Source organism: Oleispirillum naphthae (assembly GCA_027864655.1).
Taxonomy (GTDB): Bacteria; Pseudomonadota; Alphaproteobacteria; order Rhodospirillales; family Rhodospirillaceae; genus Oleispirillum; species Oleispirillum naphthae.
This window is the reverse complement of record JAQAZG010000001.1, coordinates 327506-352637: the sequence shown is the minus strand read 5'-3', so window position 1 is coordinate 352637 and position 25132 is coordinate 327506. Positions and strand designations below refer to the sequence as shown.

Sequence of the window (25132 nt, the reverse complement as noted above, 5' to 3'; positions counted from 1 at the left end):
GCAAAACACGAACCCGGCCCACTGCGGCCGGGTTTTTTCGTGCTCGCCGCGCGCCGCCGCGTGCTACATTCTTGTGCGGATGTCGGTGCTCACGGCAGGCGTTACCGCCTGTTTCCTGGGCACGTCCTCGCTGCGGCAGGTTGGCGACATTTCGGCGATGCCGCCGAGTCATTGGAATAAAAGGGCAATTTTATCCGGTGGACGGGCATGGCGTTTGGCATGTGGTTTGTATATAGGCGGCACGCATAAAAAACGTGCATCAGCGGGTACAGTGGGAGACGAACAATGAAACTGATTACCGCCATCATCAAGCCCTTCAAGCTGGAGGACGTGCGCGCCGTCCTGACGCCCTTGGGCATCCAGGGACTGACCGTCACCGAGGTCAAGGGCTTCGGCCGCCAGAAGGGCCAGACCGAAATCTACCGCGGCGCCGAGTATGTGGTGAGCTTCCTGCCCAAGGTGAAAATCGAGATCGCGGTGTCCGACGACATGGTCGATGCGGTGATCGACGCCATCGCGGCGTCGGCCAAGACCGGCAAGATCGGCGACGGCAAGATTTTCGTCGCGGAGATCGGCAAGGTGGTGCGCATCCGCACCGGCGAAACCGACGCCGAAGCGATCTGAGGGAGGATCGCCCCATGCATGGTCCGACGCAGCGGATCGCCGCCATGGCGATCTGCGGAGCCTTTCTGTATCCGGCGGCTCCCGCCCTTGCCCAGGCCGCGCCCGCGGCCCCGGCGATCGATTCCGGCGATACCGCCTGGCTGCTCATCTCCTCGGCCCTGGTGCTGATGATGACCATCCCCGGCCTTGCCCTCTTCTATGGCGGCATGGTGCGCCGCAAGAACGTGCTCGCGGTGCTCACCCAGTGCCTGTTCGCCGCCGGATGGATGAGCGTTCTCTGGGTGCTCGCGGGCTACAGCCTCGCCTTCACCGAGGGCAACGCCTTCGTCGGCGGGCTGTCCCGCGCCCTGCTTTCGGGGATTCTGCCCGAAACCCCGGCGCCGCTCGCGCCGACCATCCCGGAAACCGTGTTCGTGATGTTCCAGTGCACCTTCGCGGTGATCACCCCCGCGCTCATCGTCGGCGGCCCCGCCGACCGCATGAAGTTCTCCGCGATGATGCTGTTCCTCGGCGCGTGGCTGCTTCTCGTCTACGTGCCGGTGGCGCACATGGTGTGGGGGCCGGGCGGCTACCTCGCCGGCGACGGCGTGATGGACTTCGCAGGCGGCACCGTGGTGCACATCAACGCCGCGGTGGCGGGCATCATCGCCGCGGTGATGATCGGGCCGCGCCACGGCTACGGCAGCGAGAACATGGCGCCCCACAACCTGGCGCTGACGATGACCGGCGCGGCGCTGCTGTGGGTCGGCTGGTTCGGCTTCAACGCGGGCTCGGCGCTCACCGCGGGCGGCCTTGCCGGTTACGCGATGATCAACACCCATGCGGCCACCGCCGCGGCGGTGTGCGCCTGGACCCTGGCGGAGTGGGCGGTGCGCGGCAAGCCCAGCCTGCTCGGCGCGGCCTCGGGCGCGGTGGCGGGACTGGTGGCGGTGACCCCGGCCTGCGGCTTCGTTTCGGTAGGCAGCGCGATGCTGATCGGCGCGGCCTCCGGGCTCGTCTGCTTCTGGGGCGTGGTCTGGCTCAAGGCGCGCTTCGGCTATGACGACGCGCTCGACGTCTGGGGCGTGCACGGCCTGGGCGGCCTGCTCGGCGCGGTGCTGACCGGGGTGTTCGCGGTCGCCGCGGTGGGCGGCGCGGGCAAGTCCGGCCTGATCGACGGCAACGCGATGCAGGTGTGGGTGCAGATCAAGGGCGCGCTCGTCACCATCGCCTGGTCGGGGATCGGCAGCTTCCTCCTCCTCAAGGCGCTCGACCTGAGCGTGGGCCTGCGGGTCAGCAAGGAAGAGGAGATCGGCGGCCTGGATTTCGCCCTGCACGGCGAGACTCTGGTGCAGTAGGCGGCCGCGAACGGCGAAAAAGCGTGCGGCGCCGGGGCATTCCCCGGCGCCGTCATGCTGCCTGCCGGGCTTTGTTGCATATTTTTTAATCGCATGTCCGAGCTTGCGGACGGCGCCATGGAAGCCCGGCGATCCACCTATATCTATTTGGCTATGCAAGATTTCCAGGAAATCTGGAAAACCTCCAGCCGCCACCTGCGGGGATTGCCGGGGGGGTGGGGAGGGCGCGGCGGAAGTGTGGGCCCGATTTTTGACCTGATTTTGTGCAGAATACCCATCCATGCGCACGGAAAGGCCCGGACCCGCTTCGGGATAACCTTATAACCCTTTGCTGATAAACGATTGTTTTTTTGCCCTCGGCCCGCCCGAGAAGTGGCACGCGGCTTGTATTGATGGCGGCGTGCGCAGGGAGGCTGCGTGAGAGGGAGGCGGCCTCACCCGCCGTAGCGAGATGTGGAGGAGAACGGATGAAGCTCGTCACTGCGATCATCAAACCGTTCAAGCTGGATGATGTCCGCGAGGCGTTGACGCCTCTCGGGATTCAGGGCTTGACGGTGACCGAGGTCAAGGGTTTTGGCCGCCAGAAGGGCCAGACCGAGATTTATCGTGGCGCCGAATACGTGGTGAATTTTCTGCCCAAGGTGAAGATCGAAGTCGCGGTTCCCGCCGACATGGTTGACACCGTCGTTGACGCCATCGTCAGCACCGCCAAGACCGGCAAGATCGGCGACGGCAAGGTGTTCATTACCGACATCGCCAAGGTGGTGCGCATTCGCACGGGCGAGACCAACGCCGAAGCGCTTTGAGGAGACATTCAGCAATGAAGATCAGCAAAAACTTGGCCGTGCTCCCGGCCCTGGCCGCCCTTGGGGTGGTGGCGACCTCCGGCGTCGCCCAGGCCGCGGTGGAGACGGAAACCGCATTCGTTTTCAACACGTTTTCCTTCCTGATTCACGGCGCGTTGGTGATGTGGATGGCCGCCGGCTTCGCCATGCTGGAAGCCGGTCTGGTGCGCACCAAGAACACCGCCACGATCTGCTTGAAGAACATCGCCCTCTATGCGATGGCCTGCATCATGTACTACCTCGTCGGGTACAACCTGATGTACACCGGCGTCGATGGCGGCTTCATCGGCACCTTCTCGCTGTTCTACGATCCCTCCGCGGCCGAGGCCGCGCTGATCGCCGCCACCGACAAGACCGCGGCTCTGGTCGATCCGGTGGTCGGCAACAAGTATGCGGTGATGTCCGACTGGTTCTTCCAGGTGGTGTTCGTCGCGACCGCCGCCTCGGTGGTCTCCGGCACCGTCGCCGAGCGTATGAAGCTGTGGCCCTTCATGGTCTTCACCATGGTGCTCACCGCCGTGATCTACCCGATCACCGGTTCCTGGGCATGGGGTCAGGGCTGGCTTGCGGGCTTGGGCTTCAAGGACTTCGCCGGTTCCACCCTGGTGCACTCGGTGGGCGGCTGGGCCGCTCTTACCGGCGCCATCCTGCTTGGGCCGCGCAAGGGCAAGTTCAACGCCGACGGCTCGGTCAACCCGTTCCCGGGTTCCAACCTGCCGCTCGCGACGCTCGGCACCTTCATCCTGTGGTTCGGCTGGTTCGGGTTCAACGGCGGCTCGCAGCTGGCCCTGGGTTCGGCGGCTGACGCGGTGTCCATCGCCAACGTCTACGCCAACACCAACATCGCGGCCTGCGCCGGTATCGTCGCGGCGATGATGGCCTCGCAGGTGCTGTTCAAGAAGGTCGATCTGTCGATGTCCCTGAACGGCGCGCTCGCCGGCCTGGTGGCGATCACCGCCGGTCCGGACGTGCCCACCCCGCTCTACGCCATCATCATCGGCGGCGTCGGCGGCGTGCTGGCCGTGGTTGCGGTGCCGATCATCGACAAGCTGAAGATCGACGACGTGGTCGGCGCTCTCTCGGTGCACCTGGTCAACGGCATCTGGGGCACCCTTTGCGTCGGCATCTTCGACGGCGGCGACATCGTCGCGCAGATCACCGGCATCGTGGCGATCGGCGCGTTCACCGTGGTGGCCACCGGCGCGACCTGGGCGGTGCTGAAGTACACCGTCGGCATCCGCGTCACCGAAGAGGAAGAGTTCCAGGGTCAGGACAAGGCCGAACTCGGCATGGAAGCCTATCCGGAATTCGGCACCGGTTCCGCCCGCCTGTAAGGCGCGCCGGTTTTCCCAAGCGCAAGCCGGGACGCCCCATGGGCGTCCCGGTTTTTCTGTGCGTGACGGTTTTGTCTTTCACACTTTGTTGAGACTCCGGGCATACTGTTTAATGGGAGTCCGCCTGCGGACCTCTCCCGTTCACGCTTTCGACACCTTTGGCGCCACCGATGAAGCAAAAGCCGCTTGCTACCGACGTGACGATGTTCGCCGGGCTTTCCCCGGAGCTTCTGGCCTATCTCGACCGGGTCCTGATCTGGCGGCGTTTCCGCGCGGGCGAAGAGATCATCGACCGCCAGAGCGATTCCCGCGACGTGTTCTTCGTCGTCGAGGGGATGGTGCGCGTCGTCCTCTATTCGGTGTCCGGCCGCGAGATCACGCTGGACGACATCGGCCCCGGCGGCTATTTCGGCGAGCTCGCGGCGCTCGACGGCGAACCGCGCTCCGCCAGCGTGATGGCGGTGGAGCCCTCCCTCGTCGCCTCCCTGGGCGACGAGCCCTTCCGCAAGGTGTCCACCGAACATCCCGCGGTGGCGCTCGCGCTGATGCGCCGCCTCGCCGCGGTGGTGCGCACCTCCTCGGGGCGGATTCTCGACCTCAGCACGCTCGGGGCCAACAACCGCGTGCATGCCGAGGTGCTGCGCCTCGCCCGCGCGGCGGGGGAGGACGAAAACGGCCGCGCCGTGATCTCTCCCATACCGGTGCATTCCGACATGGCGAGCCGGGTTTCCACCACCCGCGAGACGGTGGCCCGGGTGATGAGCGATCTGTCGCGCCAGGGCATCGTGAAGCGCGAAAAGAGCGCCCTGGTGGTGCAGGATGTGGCGCGGCTGGCCGCCATCGTCGAGGATGTGCGTGGCGATCTGTGAAAATTCCTTGACGTTGATAACTTTTCCCCAGGGAGTGACGAACGTCACTTCCCTCGCGGTCGGTTTGAGGCAAGGTGAACCTATCGGTGATCCTATCGCCGATATCGGTATCCTCTTTCCCTCAAGAGCATACTCGAGGCCGGGCTTTCTTAAGCCCGGCCTTTTTTCTTTTCGCGGAGGCGGTTGCATCGCCGCGGCAGCCCGCCAACATGAGCCGGGGACTTCACGCACGGAGACGATCATGACCTCTTCCTCCTCCCCGCTGCGCACGGCGGGCGCAGCGCTCGGCATCCTCGCCGGGGCGCTCGGCCTGCTGGCGGTGGTGGTCGGTGCGCTGGGCGCGCACGCCGGGCTCTCCACCGCGTCCTCGGCGTGGATCGAGACCGGCCTGAAGTACCACCTGCCGCATCTCGCCGTGGCGTGGGCCGCGGTGATCGCCGCGCCCGCCGCGCCGCCGAAGGCGCGGCGCGACCTGCTGCTCGCCGCGGCGCTGTGGAGCTTCGGCATCCTCGCCTTCGCGGGCGGGCTCTACGTGCAGGCGCTCTCCGACCTGCGGCCCGGCATCATCGTTCCCGCCGGGGCCTTCGGCCTGATCGGCGGCTGGATCTTCGCCGCGCTCGCCGCGGTGCGACTCTCCCGCGGAGCCGCGGCATGAGCGCGCCGCTGGTTCTGGTGGTGGAGGATACGGGGCCCGGCGCCCGCCTGATGGGCGAACTGGTGGCCCTTGCCGGGGGACGCGCCGCGCTGGCGGCGAACGGCGCGGAGGCGCTGCGCCTCGCCGCGGCGGAGGCTCCGGCCCTGGTGCTGATGGACCTGCGCCTGCCCGACGGCGACGGGCGGGAGTGGGCGCGGCGCATCCGGTCTCTGGCGGGGCTGGAGTCGGTGCCGGTGTGGGCGTGTTCCGGCCTGTTGCCGGAGGCGCTGCTTGCCGAGGAGTGGGCGGATGTGCCGTTTTCCGGCTGGATCGGCAAGCCCTTCGAAATCGCCGAGGTGCTGGCCAAGTTGCGCGCCGCCCTGGCGCGCCCATGAAAAAAAAGCACGCCGCCCGAAGGCGGCGCGCTTTTTCAGGCGGCAAGAAGCCGCTCTTACTTCATCTTGGTTTCCTTGAACGGCACGTGCTTGCGCGCCACCGGATCGTACTTGCGGAATTCCATCTTCTCGGTGGTGTTCCGCGGGTTCTTCTTGATGACATAGAAGTAACCGGTGCCGGCGGTGCTCTCCAGCTTGATCAGCACGGTGGCGGGCTTAGCCATGACCTGAATTCCATCGTTAGAGACGTAAACCTTGTGAAACGCGGAAAATAACGGTTCCAGCGGCGATGTCAAGCCTCAAAGCGGCTTCACGGCGAAGGACGGCTGGCCGAGGCGGTTTCCAGCGCCGCCAGCGCGGTGCGGTAGGCGCCGGGGCTCTGTAGGATCGCCTGCGCCACGTCGAGGTCGAGCGCGTCGCGGTCGCCGTGATCCTCCGGCGGGCAGACGCGGCGCAGCGCGCGGCGGCTCTCCGCGTCGGCGAGGGGAACGCTGCGCCAGCGGCCGTAGTTGGCGATGGCGGGCAGCGTGCCGCCGGTGAGCGCGCGCATCAGCATCTCCGGCGTGGTGCGGCCCTCGGCGGTGCACACCGTGGGCATCACCCCGAGTCCGTGCAGGGCGTAGCCCGAAGGGGTGTAGAAGCGCGACCAGGTCAGCGTGAGTTCGCCGCCGTTGGGCATCGCCACCACGGTCTGCACCGTGCCCTTGCCGTAGGAGGTGGTGCCCACCACTACGGCGCGGCCATCCGCCTGCAGCGCGGCGGCGACGATCTCCGCCGCCGAGGCGGTGCGCCCGTCGATCAGCGCCAGAATCGGCAGCCCGCCGAGGATGTCGCCGCCCGGCACGTCGGTCTGCGTCGCCTGGTAGCTTTGCAGGGTGTGGGGGTGGCGGCCGCGGGTGGAAACGATGTCGCCCTTGATCAGGAAGAGGTCGCTCAGGCTCACTGCCTGGTCGAGCAGGCCGCCGGGGTTGCCGCGCAAATCGAGGATCAGCCCCGCCGGGCGTTCGCGCGCCGCGGCGAGGTATTCCTCGATCAGGCGGCGGGAGAGCGCCACCGTCTGCTGGCTGAAGCGGGTGATCTTGAGGCGCGGCATGCCGCCGCTCTGGGAGAGGAAGGCGGTGGGGGTGGACACCAGGCCGCGGCGCATCTCGACGACGCGGGTCTCGCCGCCGTGGGTGAGGGTGAGCGCGAGGCGGCTGTCCACCGGGCCGCGCAAGAGGTCGTGCACCGCCTTGCGCGAGAGGTTGTCCACCGGGGTGTCGCCGATCTTGACGATGCGGTCGCCGGGCTCGATGTCGGAGTCCTCTGCCGGGGTGCCCTCCAGCACCGAGGTGACCTCCAGGTGGTCGCGGTGCAGGCGGTAGCGGATGCCGATGCCGCCGAAGCCGTTGCGGCGCTCCTGCTGGCGTTCCGCCTCTACCCGCCCGGCATAGCGGGAGAACGGGTCGAGCTGCGCCAGGGCGGAATCGAAGAACGCCTGGTAGAGCGCCTCGGCGTCGATCCCGGCCAGCGCGCCGGAACGTTCCTGCGCCGCAGCGAGCAGGTTCATCGCCAGCACCGCCCAGGCCTCCGGCGTGTCGTCGGCGGGGCGGGGCCGGCGGCCGATGAGCCGCCCGCCGAGTTCCGCGGAAATGCCTTTCTCGTCGCTCTGCAGGGTCAGCCCCGGTTCGATGGCGGCGAGGCCGCGCAGGCCCTCCAGGGTCGTGGCGTCGAGGCGGACAGGCTCCAGGGTGCGGGTCTCCATGGCGCGCAGGCCATAGGCGAGAACCCGTGCCGCCTCCGGCGCGTCCAGCGCCGCCGCCGGAAACGCCGCACCCAGCAGCAGCGCCGCCGCCAGGGCGAGGCGCGCCAGAACGTGTCCGAGCATCCGTCCGGAGGACCGCGTGTTCATCGTTGTTTCCGCCGTTCCAGAGTCTGACCGTTTCTAGCAGAAAGCGGCGGGGGGCTGGAAAACAAAAACTTCGTGGAGGGACTTCCTTCCGGGGGATTTCCCCCTAAGTTTTTCGCCGCAAAGCGGCAGGCGACATCTCTCGCGGCAATCGCCTCAGGCGAATGGCGCTGCGCGGAAAACCTAAGTTATGGGGTGCGCGAGGGGATCGAGTCCCCTCGCAAAGTTTTGGCTTTTTGCCTTTTTCAGCTTCACCGGCGGGGCTTCGGGCGGGGGATGCGCGCGGGTCTGCGTTGCGGCAGGGAATCGGCGGTTTCCGCCAGGGCGAGGACGAGGGAGCCGGTCAGCGGGTCGGCCTCCATCAGGCGCACGGTCAGCGCGTCGCCGAGGGCGAAGGTGCGGCCGCCGCGCTGCCCGACCAGGCGGTTGCGCGCCTCGTCGTGGCGGTAGAAGTCGTTGGGCAGGGTGGAGATCGGCACCAGGCCGTCGGCCCCGGTTTCCGCCAGGGTGACGAACAGCCCGAAGCGGGAGACCCCGGCGATGCGCCCGGCAAAGTCCGCGCCGACGCGGTCGGCGAGGTAGAGCGCGGCGTAGCGGTCCACCACCTCGCGCTCCGCCTTGGCGGCGCGGCGCTCGGCCATCGAGATGTGTTCCGCAACGTCGTGGAGTCCGGCAGCGGCGTCCGGCGGCAGGCCGCCGTCGCCCATGGCGAAACCGGAAATCAGGGCGCGGTGGATGAGGAGGTCGGCATAGCGGCGGATCGGCGAGGTGAAATGCGCATAGCGGCGCAGCGCCAGGCCGAAGTGGCCGATGTTTTCCGGGTCGTACTGCGCCTGCGCCTGGGTGCGCAGCACCATCTGGTGGATCATCTCGCGCTGCGGCATGCGCTCCGCCTGTTCGAGGATGCGCATGAAGTGCTTGGGCATCAGCACCTGGCCCTTGGCGAGTTTGATCCCCACGGTGGCCAGCGTGGTGCGCAGCGCCTCCAGCTTTTCCAGCGAAGGCTCGTCGTGGACGCGGTAGACCACCGGCCCGCGCACCGATTCCAGGGCCTCGGCGGCGGCGACGTTGGCGAGGATCATGAACTCCTCGATCAGGCGGTGGCTGTCGAAGCGCTCGCGCACCGAAACCCCGGTGACGTTGCCCTGCTCATCCACCAGGATCTTCTTTTCCGGAATGTCGAGGTCCAGCGTGCCGCGCGCGATGCGGGCGCGGTTGAGCGCCGCGTATGCGCCGTAGAGCGGCGCGATGACGGTCTCCAGCAGCGGCTCGGTCGCCTCGTCGGGGTGGCCGTCGCGCGCCGCCTGGACGCGGGTATAGGTCAGCCGCGCGGCGGAGCGCATCAGCGCGCGCTCGAAGCGGTGGGCGCGCTTGCGGCCCTCGGCGTCGATCCACAGGTGCGCGGCGAGGCACGGGCGGTCCTCGTCGGGCTTGAGCGAGCAGAGATTGTTGGAAAGCTCCTCCGGCAGCATCGGCACCACGCGGTCGGGGAAGTAGACCGAGTTGCCGCGTTCCTTCGCGGTGCGGTCCAGCGCGTCGCCGGGGCGGACGTAGTGGGCCACGTCGGCGATGGCGACGACGAGGTGCCAGCCGCCGGGGTTGGCGGGGTCGGGGTCCGCCTCGGCGAACACCGCGTCGTCGAAGTCGCGCGCGTCCTCGCCGTCGATGGTGACCAGGGGAACCTTGCGCAGGTCGGCGCGCGTGCCCAGCGCGGTCACCGGCTGCGCCGCCTTCGCCTGGGCGACCGCCTCGTCGGTGAAGACGTAGGGGATGTCGTTGGCGTGCAGGGCGATGAGGCTGAACGCCTTGGGCTCGGCGCGGCTGCCGAGGCGCTCGACGACGCGGGCCTGCCGTGCGCCGAAGCGGTTGCCGCGGCGCGGCAGCATTTCGGCGGAGACCAGATCGCCCGGCTTGGCGCGGCCGAGGTCTTCCGCCCGTACCGTGAACTCGCCGCCCGCCTTGCGGTCGGTGGGCCGCAGCACGAAGCCCTCGCCCGCCGCCTCGATGATGCCGAGAAGGCGCGCCGTGCCGTGGGAGATGCGGCGGATCGGCCGCGCGGTGTAGGCGTGGCGGCCCGCCGGTTCCAGCTTCGCCAGCAGGCGGTCGCCGACGCCGATCGCCGGGCGGATGCGCGGCGCGGCGAGCACGCGGATGTGCGGCGGGTCGTCGGAGACGCTCTTGGAAATTTCCCAGTCGGCCTGGGTTACCGGGCGGGCCAGCAGGTCGCCCTGGCGGTCGGCGGCGAACACCTCGACCACGGTGATGGTGGGCAGCGCCTGGGGGTCGGCGAAGCGGCGCTTCGCGCCCTTGCGTACCTGGCCGTCGTCGGCGAGCTCGCGCAGCATCGCCTTGAGGTAGGTGCGGTTGTCGCCGGTGATGGAAAACGCGCGGGCGATCTCCCGCTTTCCCACGTCGCCTCCGGCTTCGCGGATGAAGGCGGCGAGTTGCTCCTTGCTGGGAAGCGGCGGTTTTTTCGCGGTCACGGCGCGGCGGTTTCCTTCTTTTTCGTCTTGGCGGCGGGCTTCTTTTTCGCCGCAGGTTTCTTTTTCGCCGCGGGCTTCTTCGCGGCGGGTTTCTTCTCCGCCTTGGCGGGCTTTTTCGCCGGGGCGGCGGTGCCGTCCTTCGCCGCCTTGGCGGCGAGAATTTCCACGGCGCGGGCGAGGCTGAGGTCGCCCGCCTCGCGGTCGGCCTTGGGCAGGGTGGCGCGCAGGGTCTTGTGCTGCACGTAGGGGCCGAAGCGGCCCTGGCGCAGGCTCACCGGCTGGCCGTCGGCAGGGTGGGGGCCGAGTTCTTTGGGCGGGTTCTTCGCCGCCGGGGACTGCGCCAGCAGTTCGCAGGCGCGGGGCAGCGCGATTTCGAGCACGTCGTCGGTGGCGGCGAGCGACTTGTAGATGCTGCCGCGCTTGACGTAGGGGCCGAAACGCCCGAGGCCCGCCTGCACCATCTCGCCGTTTTCCGGGTCGGCGCCGAGGTCGCGCGGCAGGGCGAGCAGGGCAAGCGCCTGGGCCAGAGTCACGTCCGACGGCTCGAGGCCGCGCGGCAGGGAAACCCGCTTCGGCTTTTCCACCTTGGCTTTGGCTTTCTTCTTGCCGCCCTTGGCCGCCTCCGCGGCCTGGCCTTCGCCGAGCTGCACGTAGGCGCCGTAGGGACCCTTGCGCACGCTCACCGTCTGGCCGCTCTCCGGATCGGGGCCGAGGACGCGCGGCCCTTCGATCACCGGCGCTTCCGCCTCGCCGTTGCCGTTGCCGTTGAGGCTCAGCGGGCGGGTGTAGCGGCACTCCGGATAGCCGGAGCAGCCGATGAACGCGCCGTGCTTGCCGAGGCGCAGGCCGAGGCGGCCGGTGCCGCACTGCGGGCAGGCGCGCGGGTCGGCGCCGTCCGCCTTTTCGGGGAAGAAGTGCGGCCCGAGGTCGGCGTCCAGCTGGTCCAGCACCTGGGAGACGCGCAGCTCCTTGGTGGCATCCACCGCGCCGGTGAAATCCTTCCAGAATTCGGTGAGCACGCGCTGCCAGGCGAGCTTGCCGTCGGAAATCTCGTCGAGCTGCTGTTCCAGGTCGGCGGTGAAGGTGTACTGCACGTAGCGGCTGAAGTAGTTCTCGAGGAACGCGGTGACGACGCGGCCGCGGTCCTCGGGGATGAAGCGGCGCGCATCCAGGCGCACGTAGTCGCGGTCCTGCAGCACCGAAATGATCGAGGCGTAGGTGGAGGGCCGCCCGATGCCGAGCTCTTCCATCTTCTTCACCAGGCTCGCTTCCGAATAGCGCGGCGGCGGCTGGGTGAAGTGCTGCTCGGGGGTGATTTCCTTGAGCGCGAGCACGTCGCCTTCCCGCATCGGCGGCAGGCGGCGGTCGCCGTCATCGGTCTTGTTAAGGGTCTCGCTGTCGTCGGCGTCCTCGCGGTAGACCTTGAGAAAACCGTCGAAGGCGACGATGGAGCCGGTGGCGCGCAGCGTCGCCTTGGCTTCCGGCGCGTCCACGTCCACCGCCACCTGGTCCAGCACCGCGCTTTCCATTTGGCTCGCGATGGTGCGCTTCCACACCAGTTCGTAGAGCCGCGCCTGGTCGCGGGAGAGCAGGTGCTCCACCGAGGCGGGGGTGCGGGTGAGGTCGGTGGGGCGGATCGCCTCGTGCGCTTCCTGGGCGTTCTTCGCCTTGGTCTTGTAGACCCGCGGCGCGCCGGGCAGGTAGGCCTGGCCGAAGTCCCGCGCGATCACCTCGCGCGCCGAGGCCACCGCCTCCGCCGCCATCTGCACGCCGTCGGTACGCATGTAGGTGATCAGACCCACGGTCTCGCCGCCGAGGTCGATGCCCTCGTAGAGGCGCTGCGCCACGTCCATGGTCTTCTTCGCCGGGAAGTGGAGCTTGCGCGCCGCCTCCTGCTGCAGGGTGGAGGTGGTGAACGGCGCATAGGGGTGGCGCTTCGCGGTCTTGCGCTCCACCGTGCCGACGGAGAATTTCGCGCGGCGCAGGGCGAGTTCCATCGCCTTGGCCATCGCCTCGCCGGAGACCGACATCTTGTCGAGCTTCTGCCCGTCGAAACGGGTGAGCCGTGCGGAGAAGGGCGCGCCTGCCGGGGTGAGGAAGGCGCCGTCGATGCTCCAGTATTCCTCGGAGCGGAAGTCCTCGACTTCCTTTTCGCGCTCGCAGATCAGGCGCAGCGCCACCGACTGCACGCGCCCGGCGGAGCGGCTGCCCGGCAGCTTGCGCCACAGCACCGGCGAAAGGGTGAAGCCGACCAGATAGTCGAGCGCGCGGCGCGCCAGATAGGCCCGCACCAGTTCCTGGTCGATGTCGCGCGGATTGGCCATCGCCTCGAGGATCGCGCGCTTGGTGATTTCGTTGAACACGACGCGCTGGATCGGCTTGTCCTTCAGCACGTTGCGCCGCGCCAGTTCGTCCTGGACGTGCCAGGAGATCGCCTCCCCCTCGCGGTCCGGGTCGGTGGCGAGGATCAGGCGGTCGGCCTTTCTCAGCGCATCGGCGATGGCGCGGATGTGCTTTTCGCCGTTGGGGTCGATCTCCCACTGCATCGCGAAACCGCTTTCGGGATCGACCGAGCCGTCTTTTGGCGGCAGGTCGCGAATGTGCCCATAGCTCGCGACGACGGTGTAGCCGGGGCCAAGATACTTGTTGATGGTCTTGGCCTTGGCCGGGGATTCGACGACGACGACGTCCATTAAACGCACCGGAACTTGAGGTTGTTTCTAAGCGCCCCGCAAGGGAAACAGCTTTCGGGAACGGATTGCAACCCCCAAAACGCATGTGCATCAGGGAAGCCGCATGTTCGCCGCCGCCGGGGGATCAGGGATCGGGGATCAAGGCGATCATCTGGCCGGGCAGGTGTTCGATGCGCCCGGCGAGTTCCAGTTCCAGCAGCGCGACCGCGCCCTCGGCAGCAGACAATTGACATCGGCGCAGCGCCGCGTCAACCGGAAGCGGCGCCGTCGTCAAAGATTCAAGAAGGGTTCGCCGCTTCTCCGCCGCGGTTTTCGCGCCGTCCAAGGGGGCGGAGAGGCGGCTGGGCAGGACCTTCGCCTCCGCCTCGGCGAGGCCGGGAAAGAGGTCCTCTCGGGCGGGACGCTCCAAGGCGGCGGCCACGTCCGCGGCGTTTTCCACCAGCGCAGCGCCGTCCTTGATCAGGCGGTTCGGCCCGGCGGAGCGCGGGTCGGCGGGGGAGCCGGGCACCGCCATCACCTCGCGCCCCTGCTCGGCGGCGAGCCGCGCGGTGATCAGCGAGCCGCTGCGCGCCGTCGCTTCGACCACCACTGTGCCCTCGGCGAGTCCGGAGACGATGCGGTTGCGCCGCGGGAAGTGGCGGGCCTGCGGCTCCACCCCCGGCGGCATTTCGGAAACCAGGCAGCCTTCGGCGCGGATTTTCGCATGCAGAACGGCGTTGTCGCTGGGATAGGCGACATCCGCGCCGCCCGCCATCACCGCGACGGTGCGCGCCGCTCCGGCCCCGGCATGGGCCGCCGCGTCGATGCCGCGCGCCAGGCCGGAAACCACGGCAAAGCCCATCTCCGCAAGGTCGTGGGCGAGCCCGGCGGCGATGCGGCAGCCGCTGGTGGAGGCGTTGCGCGCCCCGACCACGGCGACGCAGCGGTTGTGCAGCAGCTCGGCGCGGCCGAGGACGCAGATCAGCGGCGGCGCATCGGCGAGCGCGCGCAGAAGCGGCGGATAGTCCGCGTCCGGCAGGGCGAGGAGCCGCCCGCCGATGGCGGCGACGGCGGCGGCCTCGGCCTCCGCCGCGGCGCGGGAGGCGATGGCGACGGGGCGCCGCGCGCCGCCGCAGCGGGCAAGATCGGGCAGCGCGTCGAGCGCCGCGGCGGCGGAGCCGAAGCGGGCGAGCAGGCGGCGGAAGGCGATCGGGCCGACGTTCTCGGAGCGGTAGAGCCGCAGCCAGTCCAGCCGTTCGCCGTCTGCCAGGCCTGGGGTCATGGCTTCCTGAATTTCTTCTGCAAATCGATGCGCGGCTCGGTGCCCGCCAGCAGGCGCTCGATGTTGGCGCGGTGGCGGATCAGCGCGAGAACCGCCAGAACCGCATAGACCAGGGCGTGGCCCGCATCGCCGAAGGCGAAGGCGAAGAGCGGCGCGAGGCTGAGCGCCACCAGGGCGGAGAGCGACGAATAGTGGAGGAACCACGCCACGACGAGCCAGGTGAGGCAGGCGAGCGCGCCGACCGCCGGAGAGGTGGCGAGCAGCACGCCGAGGGTGGTGGCGACGCCCTTGCCGCCCTTCATGTCGAGCCAGACCGGGAAGTTGTGGCCGAGCACCGCGAACAGCCCGGCGACCAGGGCGGCCTGCGGCCCGGCGAGCAGCAGGGCGGCGATGGCGGCGATCGCCCCCTTGCCGGAATCGAGCAGCAGGGTGGCGAGGGCCAGGCCCTTGCGGCCGGTGCGCAGCACGTTGGTGGCCCCGATGTTGCCGGAGCCGATCTGCCGCAGGTCGCCGAGCCCGGCGAGGCGCGTCAGCACCAGGCCGAAGGGTACGGAGCCGAGCAGGTATCCCCCTGCGGCGGCGATGACGAGAGCGAACACGCCGACTTCAACCATGGGCGGCCTCGAACACGGTACGGCCGTCGATCACGGTGCGGATGACGCGGCCGGGCAGGGTGGATTCGTCGAACGGCGAGTTCTTCGACTTCGAGAGCAGGGTGGCGGCGTTGACCTCCCACCGCGCCTCGGGGTCGAAGAGCACGAGGTCCGCCGCCGCCCCGGCGGTCAGCCGCCCGGCGGGCAGGCCGAGCACGCGGGCGGGGTTGACCGTCACCTTGGCCAGCGCGTCGAGGAGGCCGAGGCCGCCGGCGCGGGCGAGTTCCAGGGCGGCGGAGAGCAGGGTCTCCACGCCGACGCCGCCGAAGGCCGCATCGTGGAAGGTCTTGCGCTTGGAGTCCGCGTCCTGCGGGCTGTGGTCGGAGGCGAGGCAGTCGATGGTGCCGTCGGCGAGGCCCGCGGCGATGGCGGCGCGGTCGCTCTCCTTGCGCAGCGGCGGCGAGAGCTTGGCGAAGGTGCGGAACTCGCCCACCGCATCCTCGGTGAGAAGGGCATAGGGCGGCGCGGTGTCGCAGGTCACGGCGAGGCCCTTCTCCTTGGCGCGGCGGATGATCGCCACGCTTTCGGCGGTGGAGATGTGGGCGGCGTGGTAGCGCGCGCCGGTGATCTCGACGAGACGCAGGTCGCGCTCCAGCATGATCCACTCGGCGGCGGGCGAAATGCCCGCAAGCCCGAGGCGTCCGGCGGTGGTTCCGGCGTTCATGTCGCCGCCCGCGAGCGTCGGCTCCTCCGGGTGCTGCACGATGAGGTGGCCGAAGCCCGCGGCGTAGGAGAGCAGGCGGCTCATCACCACGGCGGAAGCGACGGCGCGCTCCCCGTCGGTGAAGGCGACCGCGCCGGAGTCGGCCAGAAGGCCGATCTCGGCGACTTCCTCGCCTTTCAGGCCCTTGGTCGCCGCGCCGTAAGGGTAGACCTTGGTCAGGCCCGCCTGGCGGGCGCGCCGCGCCACGAACTCCACCACCGCGTCGTTGTCGATCACCGGGCCGGTGTTGGGCAGGCAGACCATGGAAGTGACGCCGCCCGCCACTGCGGCGCGGCAGGCCGAGGCGATGGTTTCCTTGTGCTCCTCGCCCGGTTCGCGCAGTTGCACCCGCATATCCACCAGGCCCGGCGCGAGGCAGAGGCCGCGGCAGTCCACCGCTTCGGCGTCGGCGGGGATTTCGCCGATGCTGCCGACGGCGGCGATGGTCTCGCCCTCGGCGAGCAGCGCGCCCGGCGCATCGAGGCCGCTCGCCGGGTCCAGCAGGCGGGCGTTGACGTAGGCGGTTTTTCCCGGCATCGGCTTCATTTTTCGTCCCCCCAGGGTTCGCCGTTCTCGCGGGCGAGGTTGCGGGTGACGCTCTCCAGCACCGCCATGCGCACCGCTACGCCCATTTCCACCTGTTCGCGGATGACGCTGCGGTCCACGTCGTCGGCGATGTCGGAGTCGATCTCGACGCCGCGGTTCATCGGGCCGGGGTGCATCACCAGGGCGTCGGGCTTGGCGGCGGCAAGGCGCTCGCGGTCGAGGCCGAAATGGCGGAAGTATTCGCGCGTCGAGGGGATGTAGCCGCCGGACATCCGTTCGTTCTGGATGCGCAGCATCATCACGATGTCGCAGCCGGAGATGCCCGCGGCCATGTCGTGGAACACCGAAACCCCCATCGACTCCGCGCCGGGAATGCACAGGGTGCGCGGCGCGACGAGGCGGACCTCCGCCCCCATGGTGGTGAGCAGATGGATGTTGGAGCGCGCCACGCGGCTGTGCAGCACGTCGCCGCAGATCGCCACCTTGAGCCCCGCGAGTTTGCCCTTGCGGCGGCGGATGGTGAGCGCGTCCAAAAGCGCCTGGGTGGGGTGCTCGTGCCAGCCGTCGCCGGCGTTGACCACGGCGCAGTTGACCTTCTGCGACAACAGGCTGACCGCGCCGGAATCGTGGTGGCGCACCACCAGCACGTCGGGGTGCATGGCGTTGAGCGTCGCCGCGGTGTCGATCAGGGTTTCGCCCTTGGCTACCGAGCTTGCGCCGGTCTGCATGTTGACGACGTCGGCGGAAAGGCGCTTCGCCGCGAGTTCGAAGGAAGTGCGGGTGCGTGTCGAGTTCTCGTAGAACAGGTTGATGACGGTGCGCCCGGCGAGTACGGAGAGTTTCTTTTCCGGCGAGCGGTTGACCGCGACGTAGCGGTCGGCGCGGTCGAGCAGGTCGAGGATCTCCGCAGCGGAGAGGGTGCGCGTGCCGAGGAGATGCCGTTGGATGAATCCGGAGGTCATGGCGCGTCCATGGTGCGAAACGGCGGGATAATCGCCTCTTTATGGAGGATTTGCCGCCGCGTGACCATGCTTATTCGCAAGCGGCGGCGGCGTGCGGAATCGCCTCTGCGGCGGTGCGGATCAGCTCGCCCGCGCGCGGTCCCCGCCACTGCGGGTCGCGCGCATCCTCGCCCAGCGCGCGCCGCCACAGCTTGGCTCCGGGCCGCCCGTGGAACAGGCCGAGCGCATGGCGGGTGAGGCGGGGCAGCGGCGTGTCCTCGGCGGTCACCGCCTCGGCCAGAGCGGCCAGTTCCATGGCTATGGCGTGGCGGCTTTTCGGCGGCGCGGCCTCGCCGAACACCCTGGAGTCGGCCGCGGCGAGCACGTATGGCGTCTCGTAGGCGGCGCGCCCCAGCATCGCGCCGTCGAGCGGGCCGATCTCGGCGAGCGCCGCATCGAGGGAGCGGATGCCGCCGTTGAGGATGATTTCGAGGTCCGGGAAATCCGCCTTGAGGCGGCGCACCACGTCGTAGCGCAAGGGCGGCACCTCGCGGTTTTCCTTCGGCGAGAGGCCGGAAAGCCAGGCCTTGCGCGCGTGCACGATGAAGCTGCGGCACCCGGCGTCGGCGACCGTGGCGACGAAGCCCGCAAGGTGCTCGTAGCTGTCGGTCTCGTCCACGCCGATGCGATGCTTCACGGTGACCGGCAGCGCGGTGGCGCGCGCCATGGCGGCCACGCAGGCGGCCACGGTGGCGGGTTCGGTCATCAGGCACGCGCCGAAGCGCCCGGCGGCAACCCGGTCCGACGGGCAGCCGACGTTGAGGTTGACCTCGCAGAAGCCGTGCCCCTCGGCGATGCGCACCGCCTCGGCAAGCCGCGCGGGCTCGCCGCCGCCGAGTTGCAGCGCCAGCGGGTGTTCTTCCGGACAATGGGCGAGCAACGCCGCGGCGTCGCCATGGATCAGCGCCTGTGCCGTCACCATTTCGGTGTAGAGCAGCGTCCGCCGGGTGATCAGGCGCAGGAAGCGGCGGTCGAGGCTGTCGGTCCAGTCCATCATCGGCGCGACGGAGAGGCGGCGGTCGGGTCGGGTCATCGGGCGGCCTTCCAATGGGGAACGCAGGAATACCCTACCTGAGGGCGCGACAAAACGTCAAAAAACGGGCACAAAGGACAATGGGTCATGAGCAGGGACCGGCCGCGGGCGGCCGGAAGGGGGCGGCGGTGGATCAGGCGCGTTTCGACGGGGCGACGGACCTGGGGCAGGCCTGCCGGTTCTGCCTGCGGCGCGGGGCCGCGCTGTTCCGCGACCTCACGGATGAGGAACTCACCCGCTTCGGCCAGATGCAGATCGCCGATCTCGGCTTTCTGCCCGGCGAGGTGCTCTACCGCCAGGGCGATCCGGGGCAGGCGGTCTACATGATCCGCGACGGCATGGTGAAGCTGGAACAGTTTCTCCCCGACGGCAGCCAGCGCATCGTGCGCCTGGCGCGCGGCGGCGCGGCGATCGCGCTCGAGGTGCTGCTGGACGGGGATTGCGAGCATCAGGCGGTGGCGTTGCAGCCCACCCGAGTCTGCCGCCTGCCGCGCGAGGTGCTGTTGCGCATCGAGGGCGAGACGCCGCGCCTGCACCGCCAGTTGATGGCCTTCTGGCACGCCTCGGTTTCCGAAGCGGACACCTGGCTCACCCTGCTCTCCACCGGCAGCGCGCGCACCCGCGTGGCGCGGCTTCTTCTGCTGCTGTCGGAGGAGGGGGAGTCCTTCGAGATGCTGTCCCGCGAGGATATCGGCGCGATGCTCGGCATCACCACCGAGACGGCGAGCCGCACCGTCGCGGAATTCCGCCGCGCCGGCACCCTGCGCCCGGTCGGGGTGCGGCGCTTCGCGGTGGACCGCGGCGCGCTTGCCGGGATTTCCGGAACCTAGACCGGGTCGATGCGGCAGGTGAGTCCCAGTTCGCCCGCGGTGTTGGCCACGGTGTTGAGGCAGGAGGCGGAGGTCTCTTCCGGAATGTAGGCGGCGATGCGCACCAGGTAGGAGGCGGCGCTGCCGCGGCCGCTGCGGGTGCTGTTGAGCCGCACGATGTTGGCTCCGTACTGCTGGAACACTTCCGCCAGGCGCGCCACCAGGCCGGGGCGGTCGCCGCCGCCCACCTCGATGGCATGGGTGGTGCGGCCGGTGTGGTCCTGTTCCGCCGCGAAGGCGAAGGCGCGCACCGAAACCTCGCCGCCCTCCGTTTCCGGCAGGGCCTTCAGCGCCGCCTCCACCGCGGCGGGGGCGATGCCGTCGGGCATGTCGCACACCGCGGAGAACTCCGCGCCGCGGCCCAGCACCGCGAAGGCGGCGTCGCCCAGGTTGGCGCCGAGGTCGAACAGGCACTCGGCAAGCGCCGCGATCAGTCCGGTGCGGTCCGGGCAGACCACGGAAACGATGAACAACTGGCTCATGGGAAGTTCCTCCGTCGCGTCGGCGTCCGGGCGGCCGCCTCGCCCATCAGGGTACGGGATCGCGGCGGGAAATCAAGCCGTCGTCAGAGGGATGCGTGGCCGAGGTGCGGGCAGCTGCGGATCCACTGCGGCAGGTTGTCCTGCGCGCCGAAGGCGGTGAGCCGCGCGATGTCCGCGCCGCTTTCGGCCAGGTCGTCGGCCTCGATCGGCAGGTCGCCGCTCGCGCGGTCGAGCTGCATGGCGACGCGGGCGATGTGCACGAAATCGGCGGTGGTGGGCAGGTTGGGCAAGTCGCCGATCCTGGAGGGGAAGGGCCAGCCGATGACGCCCTCCACCACCGCGTCGGGGAAGCCCCAGAGGTGCAGCAGGTAGCCCCCGGCGAGCGCATGGTTGAAGCCGAAGAGGCGCTCTTCCGCCTCGGTGAGGCGCAACTGCCCGGCCCTGGCGGCGGCGCGCGCGGCGCGGTGGCGGCGCGGGTCGTTCATCGCCAGCAGCAGTTGGCCGATGCCGTGCAGCATTCCGGCGAGCGTCGCCTCGTTGGCGAGGTCGGACGGCGCGCGCATGTTGAGCGCCATGTGGCGGGTGACGGTGCCGCACTGGATGCCGTCCATCCACAGCTGCTCGATCGGCAGGCCGCCGAGGTCGAGGCCGGAGAGGGAGGAGACCATGCCGTGGGTCAGAGCCAGCGCGCGGACGGTGTCGATGCCGAGAAGACGCACAGCGTGCGCCACGTCGGAGATCGTCATCGGCAGGGCGAACACCGGCGAATTGGCGATTTGCAGCAGCCGTGCGGAGAACGCCAGGTCCTGCGCGATGATGCGGCTCACCGAGTCGAGCGGCGCGGTGTCGTTGCGGATCGCCTCCATCAGCTTGGTGTAGATGCCGGGCGGCGAGGGCAGGTTGCGCAATTGCCCGACGCGCTCGAGGAAGGCGGGCTCGCCGAGCAGATGGCGCAGGCGCAGCGCGCGGGAGATCACCGCCTCCAGGCGTTCGGCGCTGCACGGTTTGGCGAGGAACTGCGGCGCCGGGCCGATGGCGCGCAGCAGGGTTTCGCGTTCGGTCTGGCCGGAAAGGATGACCCGCACCGTACCGGGCCACAGCGAGGCGACGCGTTCGAGAAACTGCACGCCGTCCATTCCCGGCATGCGCAAATCGCTGATCACCACGTCGGCGGGGGCGGCGTGCATGGCGGCGAAGGCCGCCTCCGCGCTTTCGACGAAGCGCATCGACCAATCCGCATGGTGGCGGTGCAGGGCGCGTTTGAGCCCTTGCAGGACCATGGGATCGTCATCAACGAAGAGGATTTGCGTCGGGGGACTCATTGCCGCGCCTCATCGGTCGGTGGCTGTCAGCCGATAGGGTAGGCTTACCGTAAATCGGGTGAAGTGGCCAGGGTCACTTTCGACCTTTACCTCGCCGCCGTGCCCGCGGGCGACGATGGCGTGGACGATGCTCAAGCCCTGGCCGGTGCCGCGCCCCGGCGCCTTGGTGGTGAAGAAGGGTTCGAAAATCCGGCCGATAAGATGCGCGGGGATGCCGGAGCCGTTGTCCTCGATGCGGATTTCCGCATGGTCGCCGCACGCCCGGCTGCTCAGGCGGATGCGGCCGCGCCCGGCGCGGTCGGCATCCTCGATGGCGTGCATCGCGTTGACGATGAGGTTGAGCACCACCTGGCCGAGCTGGTCGCCGTGGCCGAGGATCAGCGGCATCGTTTCGTCCAGGTCCTCCTCGACCTCGGCCACCGGCTTCCACTGGTTGCGGCTGACCACGACGGCGTCGCGGATCACGCCGTTGATGTCCACCGGCATGGGGTCGGCATGGCCGGGGTGGGAGAAGGTCTTGATCGCGGTGACGATGCGGCTGATCGCCCGCACCCCGGAGAGGGCCTGGGCGACCGCCTCGCCGCTCTCGCTGGCGAGGAAGGGCAGGTCGATGGCGGCCTCGGCGCCGGCGATGCGTTGCCGCGTCTCCGGCGGCGGGCCGGCTGCGGCGAGCGCCTCGCGGTAGAGGGCGACGAGACCGGAAAGATCGCCGACCGCGCCGGAGAGGAAGCCCAGGTTGTCGCTGATGTACTGGATCGGCGAGTTGATCTCGTGCGCGATGCCGCCCGCGAGGGTGCCGAGCGCTTCCATCTTCTGCTGGTGCTGCAGGCTCGCCTGGCGGCTCTCCGCCGCGGCTTCCGCCTCTTTCCGCGCGGTGATGATCTGCGCGAAGATGAGGATGCCGCCGATCTCGCCGTCCTCGCGGGTCCATGGCAGGGACTGGGTGATCATCCATTCGACGCGGCCGGTGTCCGGCCGGGTGAAGAATATCTCCACCGGCGGCATGTCCTCTCCGGCGAGGGCGCGGCGGTGGCGTTCCTTCCAATCCGGAGGCACATCCACCAGGTCGTAGTGACACCGTCCCTCCAGGCGCTCCGGCAGGAAGCCGAAGTCCGAGCGCCAGCGGCGGCTCGCCAGCAGATAGCGCATGTCGCGGTCGAACATCGCGGCGGCTACCGGCACATGCTCGACGAAGCGGCGCAGCAGGGAGTCGTAGGCCGAGGGCGCGCCCTTGGCCATGGGGTCGGCGATGGAGCCGGAAAGCAGGGCATACCCGCCGACGTCTGCGGCGAACATCGAGACGCCGTGGCCGTCGGGGGCGAGCGCATAGCTCCACTGCAGCACGGTGGCCGCATCGTAGAAACGGGCGCAGGCGGTGACGGTCTCGCCGGGGGCGGCCAGCGCGGCGGCCAGGTACTTGCCGTGGTATTCGGGCAGCAGGGCGGAGAGGCCGTCGGCAAGACGCGCGGCGAGGCGGCGGGCGGCGCGGTTGGCGTAGAGAATGCCCCCATCGCTGCCGGCGCGCAGGGCGGGCAGGGGGTAGTGCTCCAGAGGGTCTCCGAGATCGGCGGCCTGGTCCGGTCCGCCGGGGGCGTGTGCGCCGCGCATGGTGTTCCTTCTGTCTCGGTAAACGCTTCGTCCGGGGCATGCACGGCGAATGCCACGCTCTTCCGTACCTGGGAAAAAAGGCGAATTTCGACAAGCTGTTATGGATTTCAACCGGATGCACGGGAAAACCGGCCTGGAAAAATCTGGCATCCGGGGGAGGGCTGATGCATTTTGCTTTGCAAAATGCGAATCCTTCTGCGGTTTTGCCCGGAGATTGCCGATGACGCCGCTTTCCCGTGTCGCCCTGATCGACGACGATCCCGACATCCGGGAGATCGCCCGCTTCGCCCTGGCCGACCTCGGCGGATTGGAGGTGCGCGCCTGGGGCGACGCGCGGCGCTTCCTTGCGGACCTTGCCGCCTGGCCGCCGCAGATCGTCCTGCTTGACCTGGAGATGCCCGGCATGGATGGTTGGGAAACCGTGGCGGCGCTGCGCGCGCACCCGTCCGCGGAGCGTCCGGCGGTGGTGCTGATGAGCGGCCGGGTCGAGGCCGCAGCGGCGGAAGAGGGGATCGCGGGGCGTATCGCCAAGCCGTTCGATCCTCTCGCCCTGGCGGAAACCCTGCGCGCGCTGTGGGCCCGGTATGCGGCGGAGGCAGGGGAATGAGCGACGGTTTGCAGGGTGTGGTGGAAGGCTACGTGGCGGCGATGCGGCCGAAGGGGGAGGATTTCTCCCGGGCGCTCGCCGCCTTTGCCGCGGCGGGCGCGCCGCTTGCGGAGTTGCCGGACCTTATCGCTGCGGTGCACAAGTTCGCGGGATCGGCAGGGTCCGCCGGTTTCATGCGCCTCTCGGCGATCGCCGCGCTGATCGAGATCGGCCTGCGCGGCGCGCGCGATGCGGGCATGCTGGAGGATACGGCGCTGTCGCAGGTGCGCTGCCTGGGGGAAGATTTCGCCGCGGAGATCGCAGGCCTCGCAGCGGAGCGGTCGAGCCTGATCTCCGGCGAGGAAGCGCCGGTCTACGCGCCGTTCGCGCGCCCGCTGCGGGTGTTGCTGGCGGGACTGCCGGAGGCGGTGGCGCGGATGCTCACCCACGTGGTGGAACAACGCATGGGCATGGCCTGGAGCCTGCCGGATGCGGCGATGCTCGCCGCCGTCCCGGCGGGACGGGGGCCGGATTTCGCGGTGGCGGCGGCGGCGGCGGCGGGCTTCGCTTTTCCGGTGGTGGCGTTCGCGCCCAGCCGGTTCGACGCCATTGCGGCGGCATGGCCGGACGCGTGAGCGCCGGATGGGGATGGCAATGGGTGACGGATTGATCTTTACGGATTTGGCGATGCCTCTGGACGCGGCGGAACGCCGCTCCGTGGCGGTGGTCGGCGGCGATGTGGGCGCGGTGTTCGCCGCCGCGATTCTGGCGCAGCGCGGCCACCGTGTCGTCTGGTATCGCGGCGACCGCACCAATCCGCACCCCGGCAGCGGCGTGCTGCGCACCTTCGCGGCGGAACCCCTGGCCCTGCCCGGTTACCCGCTGGAGGTTCCCGCCCTGCTGCTCGGCAACGCGGTGCGCGGCGGCCTGCACGCGACGTTTGCGCCGGAGTTCGCCGCCTGGCTGCTGCGCGCCGCGGCGGCCGGCCGCCCCCCGGCGGTGGAGACGATCGCGGCGGACCGTGCGTTTCTGCTGGCGCAGGCGCGCGGGGCTTTTGCGGCCTTGGCTGCGGTGGCTCCGGTGGAAATCGGCGAGGCGGCGGTGACCTCGCTCTACCGCGGGCCGCGCGCCTATGCTGCGGGCTGGGCGGCGCACGACGTGCGGCGGCGCCACGGCGGCGATTTCGCCGACGTGGCGTTTGCCGAGATCGCGGAGCGTTTCCCCCATCTTTCGCCGCGCTACACGCGGGGCATGCGCGTCGCCGCCGCGCCGCGGGTGCAAAACCCCGAGGCGCTGCTGGAGGCGCTGAAGGCGGAGCTGGAAACCGCGGCGACGGTGGCGCGCCACTGGCCGGAGCGGGTGCGTCCGCAGGCCGATGGCGTGGAGATCGTGGATGGCGGAGCGGTGAAACGCTTCGACTGGGCGGTGCGCTGCGAGGACGGCGGGCCGGAGGCGGTCTGGCCGCGCGGACGCGGCTGCTTCTCCGCCTGTCTGCCGTGGCGGGAGCGCATTCTGGTGCGCGACGCGGCGGTGGAAGAGGGGGAGGACTCCCCGGCCTGCGAGGTTCTCGTCGATGGCGCGTCCGGGGCCTGGCTGGAGCGCTGTCCGGGCCGCATCGTCGCGGCCGGGGCGCAGCGCCTGGGCGGCGCGCCGGGCGACGACCTGCGCTATCTCGTCGCCGCCTCCTACGTGCGGCTGTGGCGCGACCTCGCCGGGCCGGGCTGGCGCGACGAGGGCGGGCGTCTCACCGTGGCGCAAGGCTGGATGGCCCCGGATTCCCGGCCGCTTCTGGGCTCCGCGGGCGGGCGCATCCTGGTCGCCGCCGGGTTCGGCGATCTCGGCTGGACGCTCGGGCCGCTTTCCGGCTTCGCGCTTGCCGCCGCCATCGAGGGCAACGCCGCGGCGGAGGCCCTCGCGCCGTTCTCGCCGCGCCGGTTCGATTAAAACCAAAACTTCGTGGAGGGGC

General features: G+C 69.7%; 23 protein-coding genes. 11 read left to right on the top strand and 12 right to left on the bottom strand.

Going from position 1 to position 25132, the window contains the following annotated elements:
* Positions 1–285 precede the first annotated feature (285 nt).
* The 7 genes from glnK to O7R11_RS01620 all read left to right on the top strand — a co-directional run bounded on the left by glnK (position 286) and on the right by O7R11_RS01620 (position 6038).
* The gene (glnK, locus tag O7R11_RS01650; protein WP_337995728.1) at positions 286–624 is read left to right on the top strand and encodes a P-II family nitrogen regulator; all 339 of its coding nucleotides are present in this window, start codon (positions 286–288) and stop codon (positions 622–624) included.
* A gap of 14 nt (positions 625–638) precedes the next feature.
* Positions 639–1961 (top strand): ammonium transporter, encoded by a 1323-nt coding sequence (locus O7R11_RS01645; RefSeq protein ID WP_420792960.1) that lies wholly within the window; start codon positions 639–641, stop codon positions 1959–1961.
* 467 nt (positions 1962–2428) lie between these two features.
* Complete coding sequence (locus tag O7R11_RS01640; RefSeq protein WP_337995727.1) at positions 2429–2767, top strand: P-II family nitrogen regulator; 339 nt, start codon at positions 2429–2431, stop codon at positions 2765–2767.
* A 14-nt stretch (positions 2768–2781) separates the two neighbouring features.
* Entirely contained in the window at positions 2782–4140 is a 1359-nt protein-coding gene (gene amt / locus O7R11_RS01635; RefSeq protein WP_337995726.1) for an ammonium transporter, read from the top strand.
* Between the two features lie 170 nt (positions 4141–4310).
* Complete coding sequence (locus O7R11_RS01630; protein ID WP_337995725.1) at positions 4311–5009, top strand: Crp/Fnr family transcriptional regulator; 699 nt, start codon at positions 4311–4313, stop codon at positions 5007–5009.
* A gap of 241 nt (positions 5010–5250) precedes the next feature.
* Positions 5251–5664: a DUF423 domain-containing protein gene (locus O7R11_RS01625; RefSeq protein ID WP_337995724.1), complete on the top strand. Its 414-nt coding sequence runs from the start codon at positions 5251–5253 to the stop codon at positions 5662–5664.
* The gene (locus O7R11_RS01620) at positions 5661–6038 is read left to right on the top strand and encodes a response regulator (protein ID WP_337995723.1); all 378 of its coding nucleotides are present in this window, start codon (positions 5661–5663) and stop codon (positions 6036–6038) included. Before O7R11_RS01625 ends, O7R11_RS01620 begins: the two co-directional genes overlap by 4 nt.
* A 56-nt stretch (positions 6039–6094) precedes the next feature.
* On the opposite strand, the gene rpmG is transcribed toward O7R11_RS01620, so the two are convergent.
* The 9 genes from rpmG to dusA form a co-directional block, all read right to left on the bottom strand.
* Positions 6095–6262, bottom strand: coding sequence for a 50S ribosomal protein L33 (gene rpmG / locus O7R11_RS01615; protein WP_337995722.1), 168 nt, complete (start codon positions 6260–6262; stop codon positions 6095–6097).
* Between the two features lie 86 nt (positions 6263–6348).
* Positions 6349–7929, bottom strand: a complete 1581-nt coding sequence (locus tag O7R11_RS01610) for a S41 family peptidase (protein ID WP_337995721.1) — start codon at positions 7927–7929, stop codon at positions 6349–6351.
* 248 nt (positions 7930–8177) lie between these two features.
* Complete coding sequence (gene rnr, locus O7R11_RS01605) at positions 8178–10409, bottom strand: ribonuclease R (protein WP_337995720.1); 2232 nt, start codon at positions 10407–10409, stop codon at positions 8178–8180.
* A complete protein-coding gene (gene topA, locus O7R11_RS01600; protein ID WP_337995719.1) occupies positions 10406–13102 on the bottom strand; it encodes a type I DNA topoisomerase in 2697 nt (898 codons plus the stop codon). The genes rnr and topA overlap by 4 nt, the downstream gene beginning before the upstream one ends.
* A gap of 124 nt (positions 13103–13226) precedes the next feature.
* Positions 13227–14363, bottom strand: coding sequence for a DNA-processing protein DprA (gene dprA / locus O7R11_RS01595; RefSeq protein WP_337995718.1), 1137 nt, complete (start codon positions 14361–14363; stop codon positions 13227–13229).
* Entirely contained in the window at positions 14360–14977 is a 618-nt protein-coding gene (plsY, locus tag O7R11_RS01590; RefSeq protein WP_337995717.1) for a glycerol-3-phosphate 1-O-acyltransferase PlsY, read from the bottom strand. Before plsY ends, dprA begins: the two co-directional genes overlap by 4 nt.
* On the bottom strand, positions 14970–16256 hold the full coding sequence (locus O7R11_RS01585) for a dihydroorotase (protein ID WP_337995844.1): 1287 nt from the start codon (positions 16254–16256) through the stop codon (positions 14970–14972). The genes plsY and O7R11_RS01585 overlap by 8 nt, the downstream gene beginning before the upstream one ends.
* Before the next feature lie 5 nt (positions 16257–16261).
* Positions 16262–17227 carry an aspartate carbamoyltransferase catalytic subunit gene (locus O7R11_RS01580; protein WP_337995716.1) on the bottom strand — a complete coding sequence of 322 codons (966 nt, stop codon included), beginning with the start codon at positions 17225–17227 and terminating at the stop codon, positions 16262–16264.
* Positions 17228–17297: 70 nt separating this feature from the next.
* Positions 17298–18299 carry a tRNA dihydrouridine(20/20a) synthase DusA gene (gene dusA, locus O7R11_RS01575; protein WP_337995715.1) on the bottom strand — a complete coding sequence of 334 codons (1002 nt, stop codon included), beginning with the start codon at positions 18297–18299 and terminating at the stop codon, positions 17298–17300.
* A gap of 128 nt (positions 18300–18427) precedes the next feature.
* Between dusA and O7R11_RS01570 the strand changes: the two genes are divergently transcribed.
* Positions 18428–19129, top strand: coding sequence for a Crp/Fnr family transcriptional regulator (locus O7R11_RS01570; RefSeq protein ID WP_337995714.1), 702 nt, complete (start codon positions 18428–18430; stop codon positions 19127–19129).
* Here the strand turns inward: O7R11_RS01570 and O7R11_RS01565 are convergent.
* The 3 genes from O7R11_RS01565 to O7R11_RS01555 all read right to left on the bottom strand — a co-directional run bounded on the left by O7R11_RS01565 (position 19126) and on the right by O7R11_RS01555 (position 22580).
* Complete coding sequence (locus O7R11_RS01565; protein WP_337995713.1) at positions 19126–19650, bottom strand: glycine cleavage system transcriptional repressor; 525 nt, start codon at positions 19648–19650, stop codon at positions 19126–19128. The genes O7R11_RS01570 and O7R11_RS01565 overlap by 4 nt on opposite strands.
* An 83-nt stretch (positions 19651–19733) precedes the next feature.
* Entirely contained in the window at positions 19734–20972 is a 1239-nt protein-coding gene (locus O7R11_RS01560; RefSeq protein ID WP_337995712.1) for a response regulator, read from the bottom strand.
* 9 nt (positions 20973–20981) lie between these two features.
* Positions 20982–22580: a sensor histidine kinase gene (locus tag O7R11_RS01555; RefSeq protein ID WP_337995711.1), complete on the bottom strand. Its 1599-nt coding sequence runs from the start codon at positions 22578–22580 to the stop codon at positions 20982–20984.
* Positions 22581–22800: 220 nt separating this feature from the next.
* On the opposite strand from O7R11_RS01555, the gene O7R11_RS01550 reads away from it, so the two are divergent.
* From O7R11_RS01550 to O7R11_RS01540, 3 genes are read left to right on the top strand one after another with little or no spacing between them, the layout of a single operon-like run.
* The gene (locus tag O7R11_RS01550) at positions 22801–23187 is read left to right on the top strand and encodes a response regulator (protein ID WP_337995710.1); all 387 of its coding nucleotides are present in this window, start codon (positions 22801–22803) and stop codon (positions 23185–23187) included.
* Positions 23184–23801, top strand: coding sequence for an Hpt domain-containing protein (locus O7R11_RS01545; RefSeq protein ID WP_337995709.1), 618 nt, complete (start codon positions 23184–23186; stop codon positions 23799–23801). The genes O7R11_RS01550 and O7R11_RS01545 overlap by 4 nt, the downstream gene beginning before the upstream one ends.
* 52 nt (positions 23802–23853) lie before the next feature.
* A complete protein-coding gene (locus tag O7R11_RS01540) occupies positions 23854–25110 on the top strand; it encodes an FAD-binding oxidoreductase/lyase (RefSeq protein ID WP_337995708.1) in 1257 nt (418 codons plus the stop codon).
* The last annotated feature ends 22 nt before the right edge of the window (positions 25111–25132 follow it).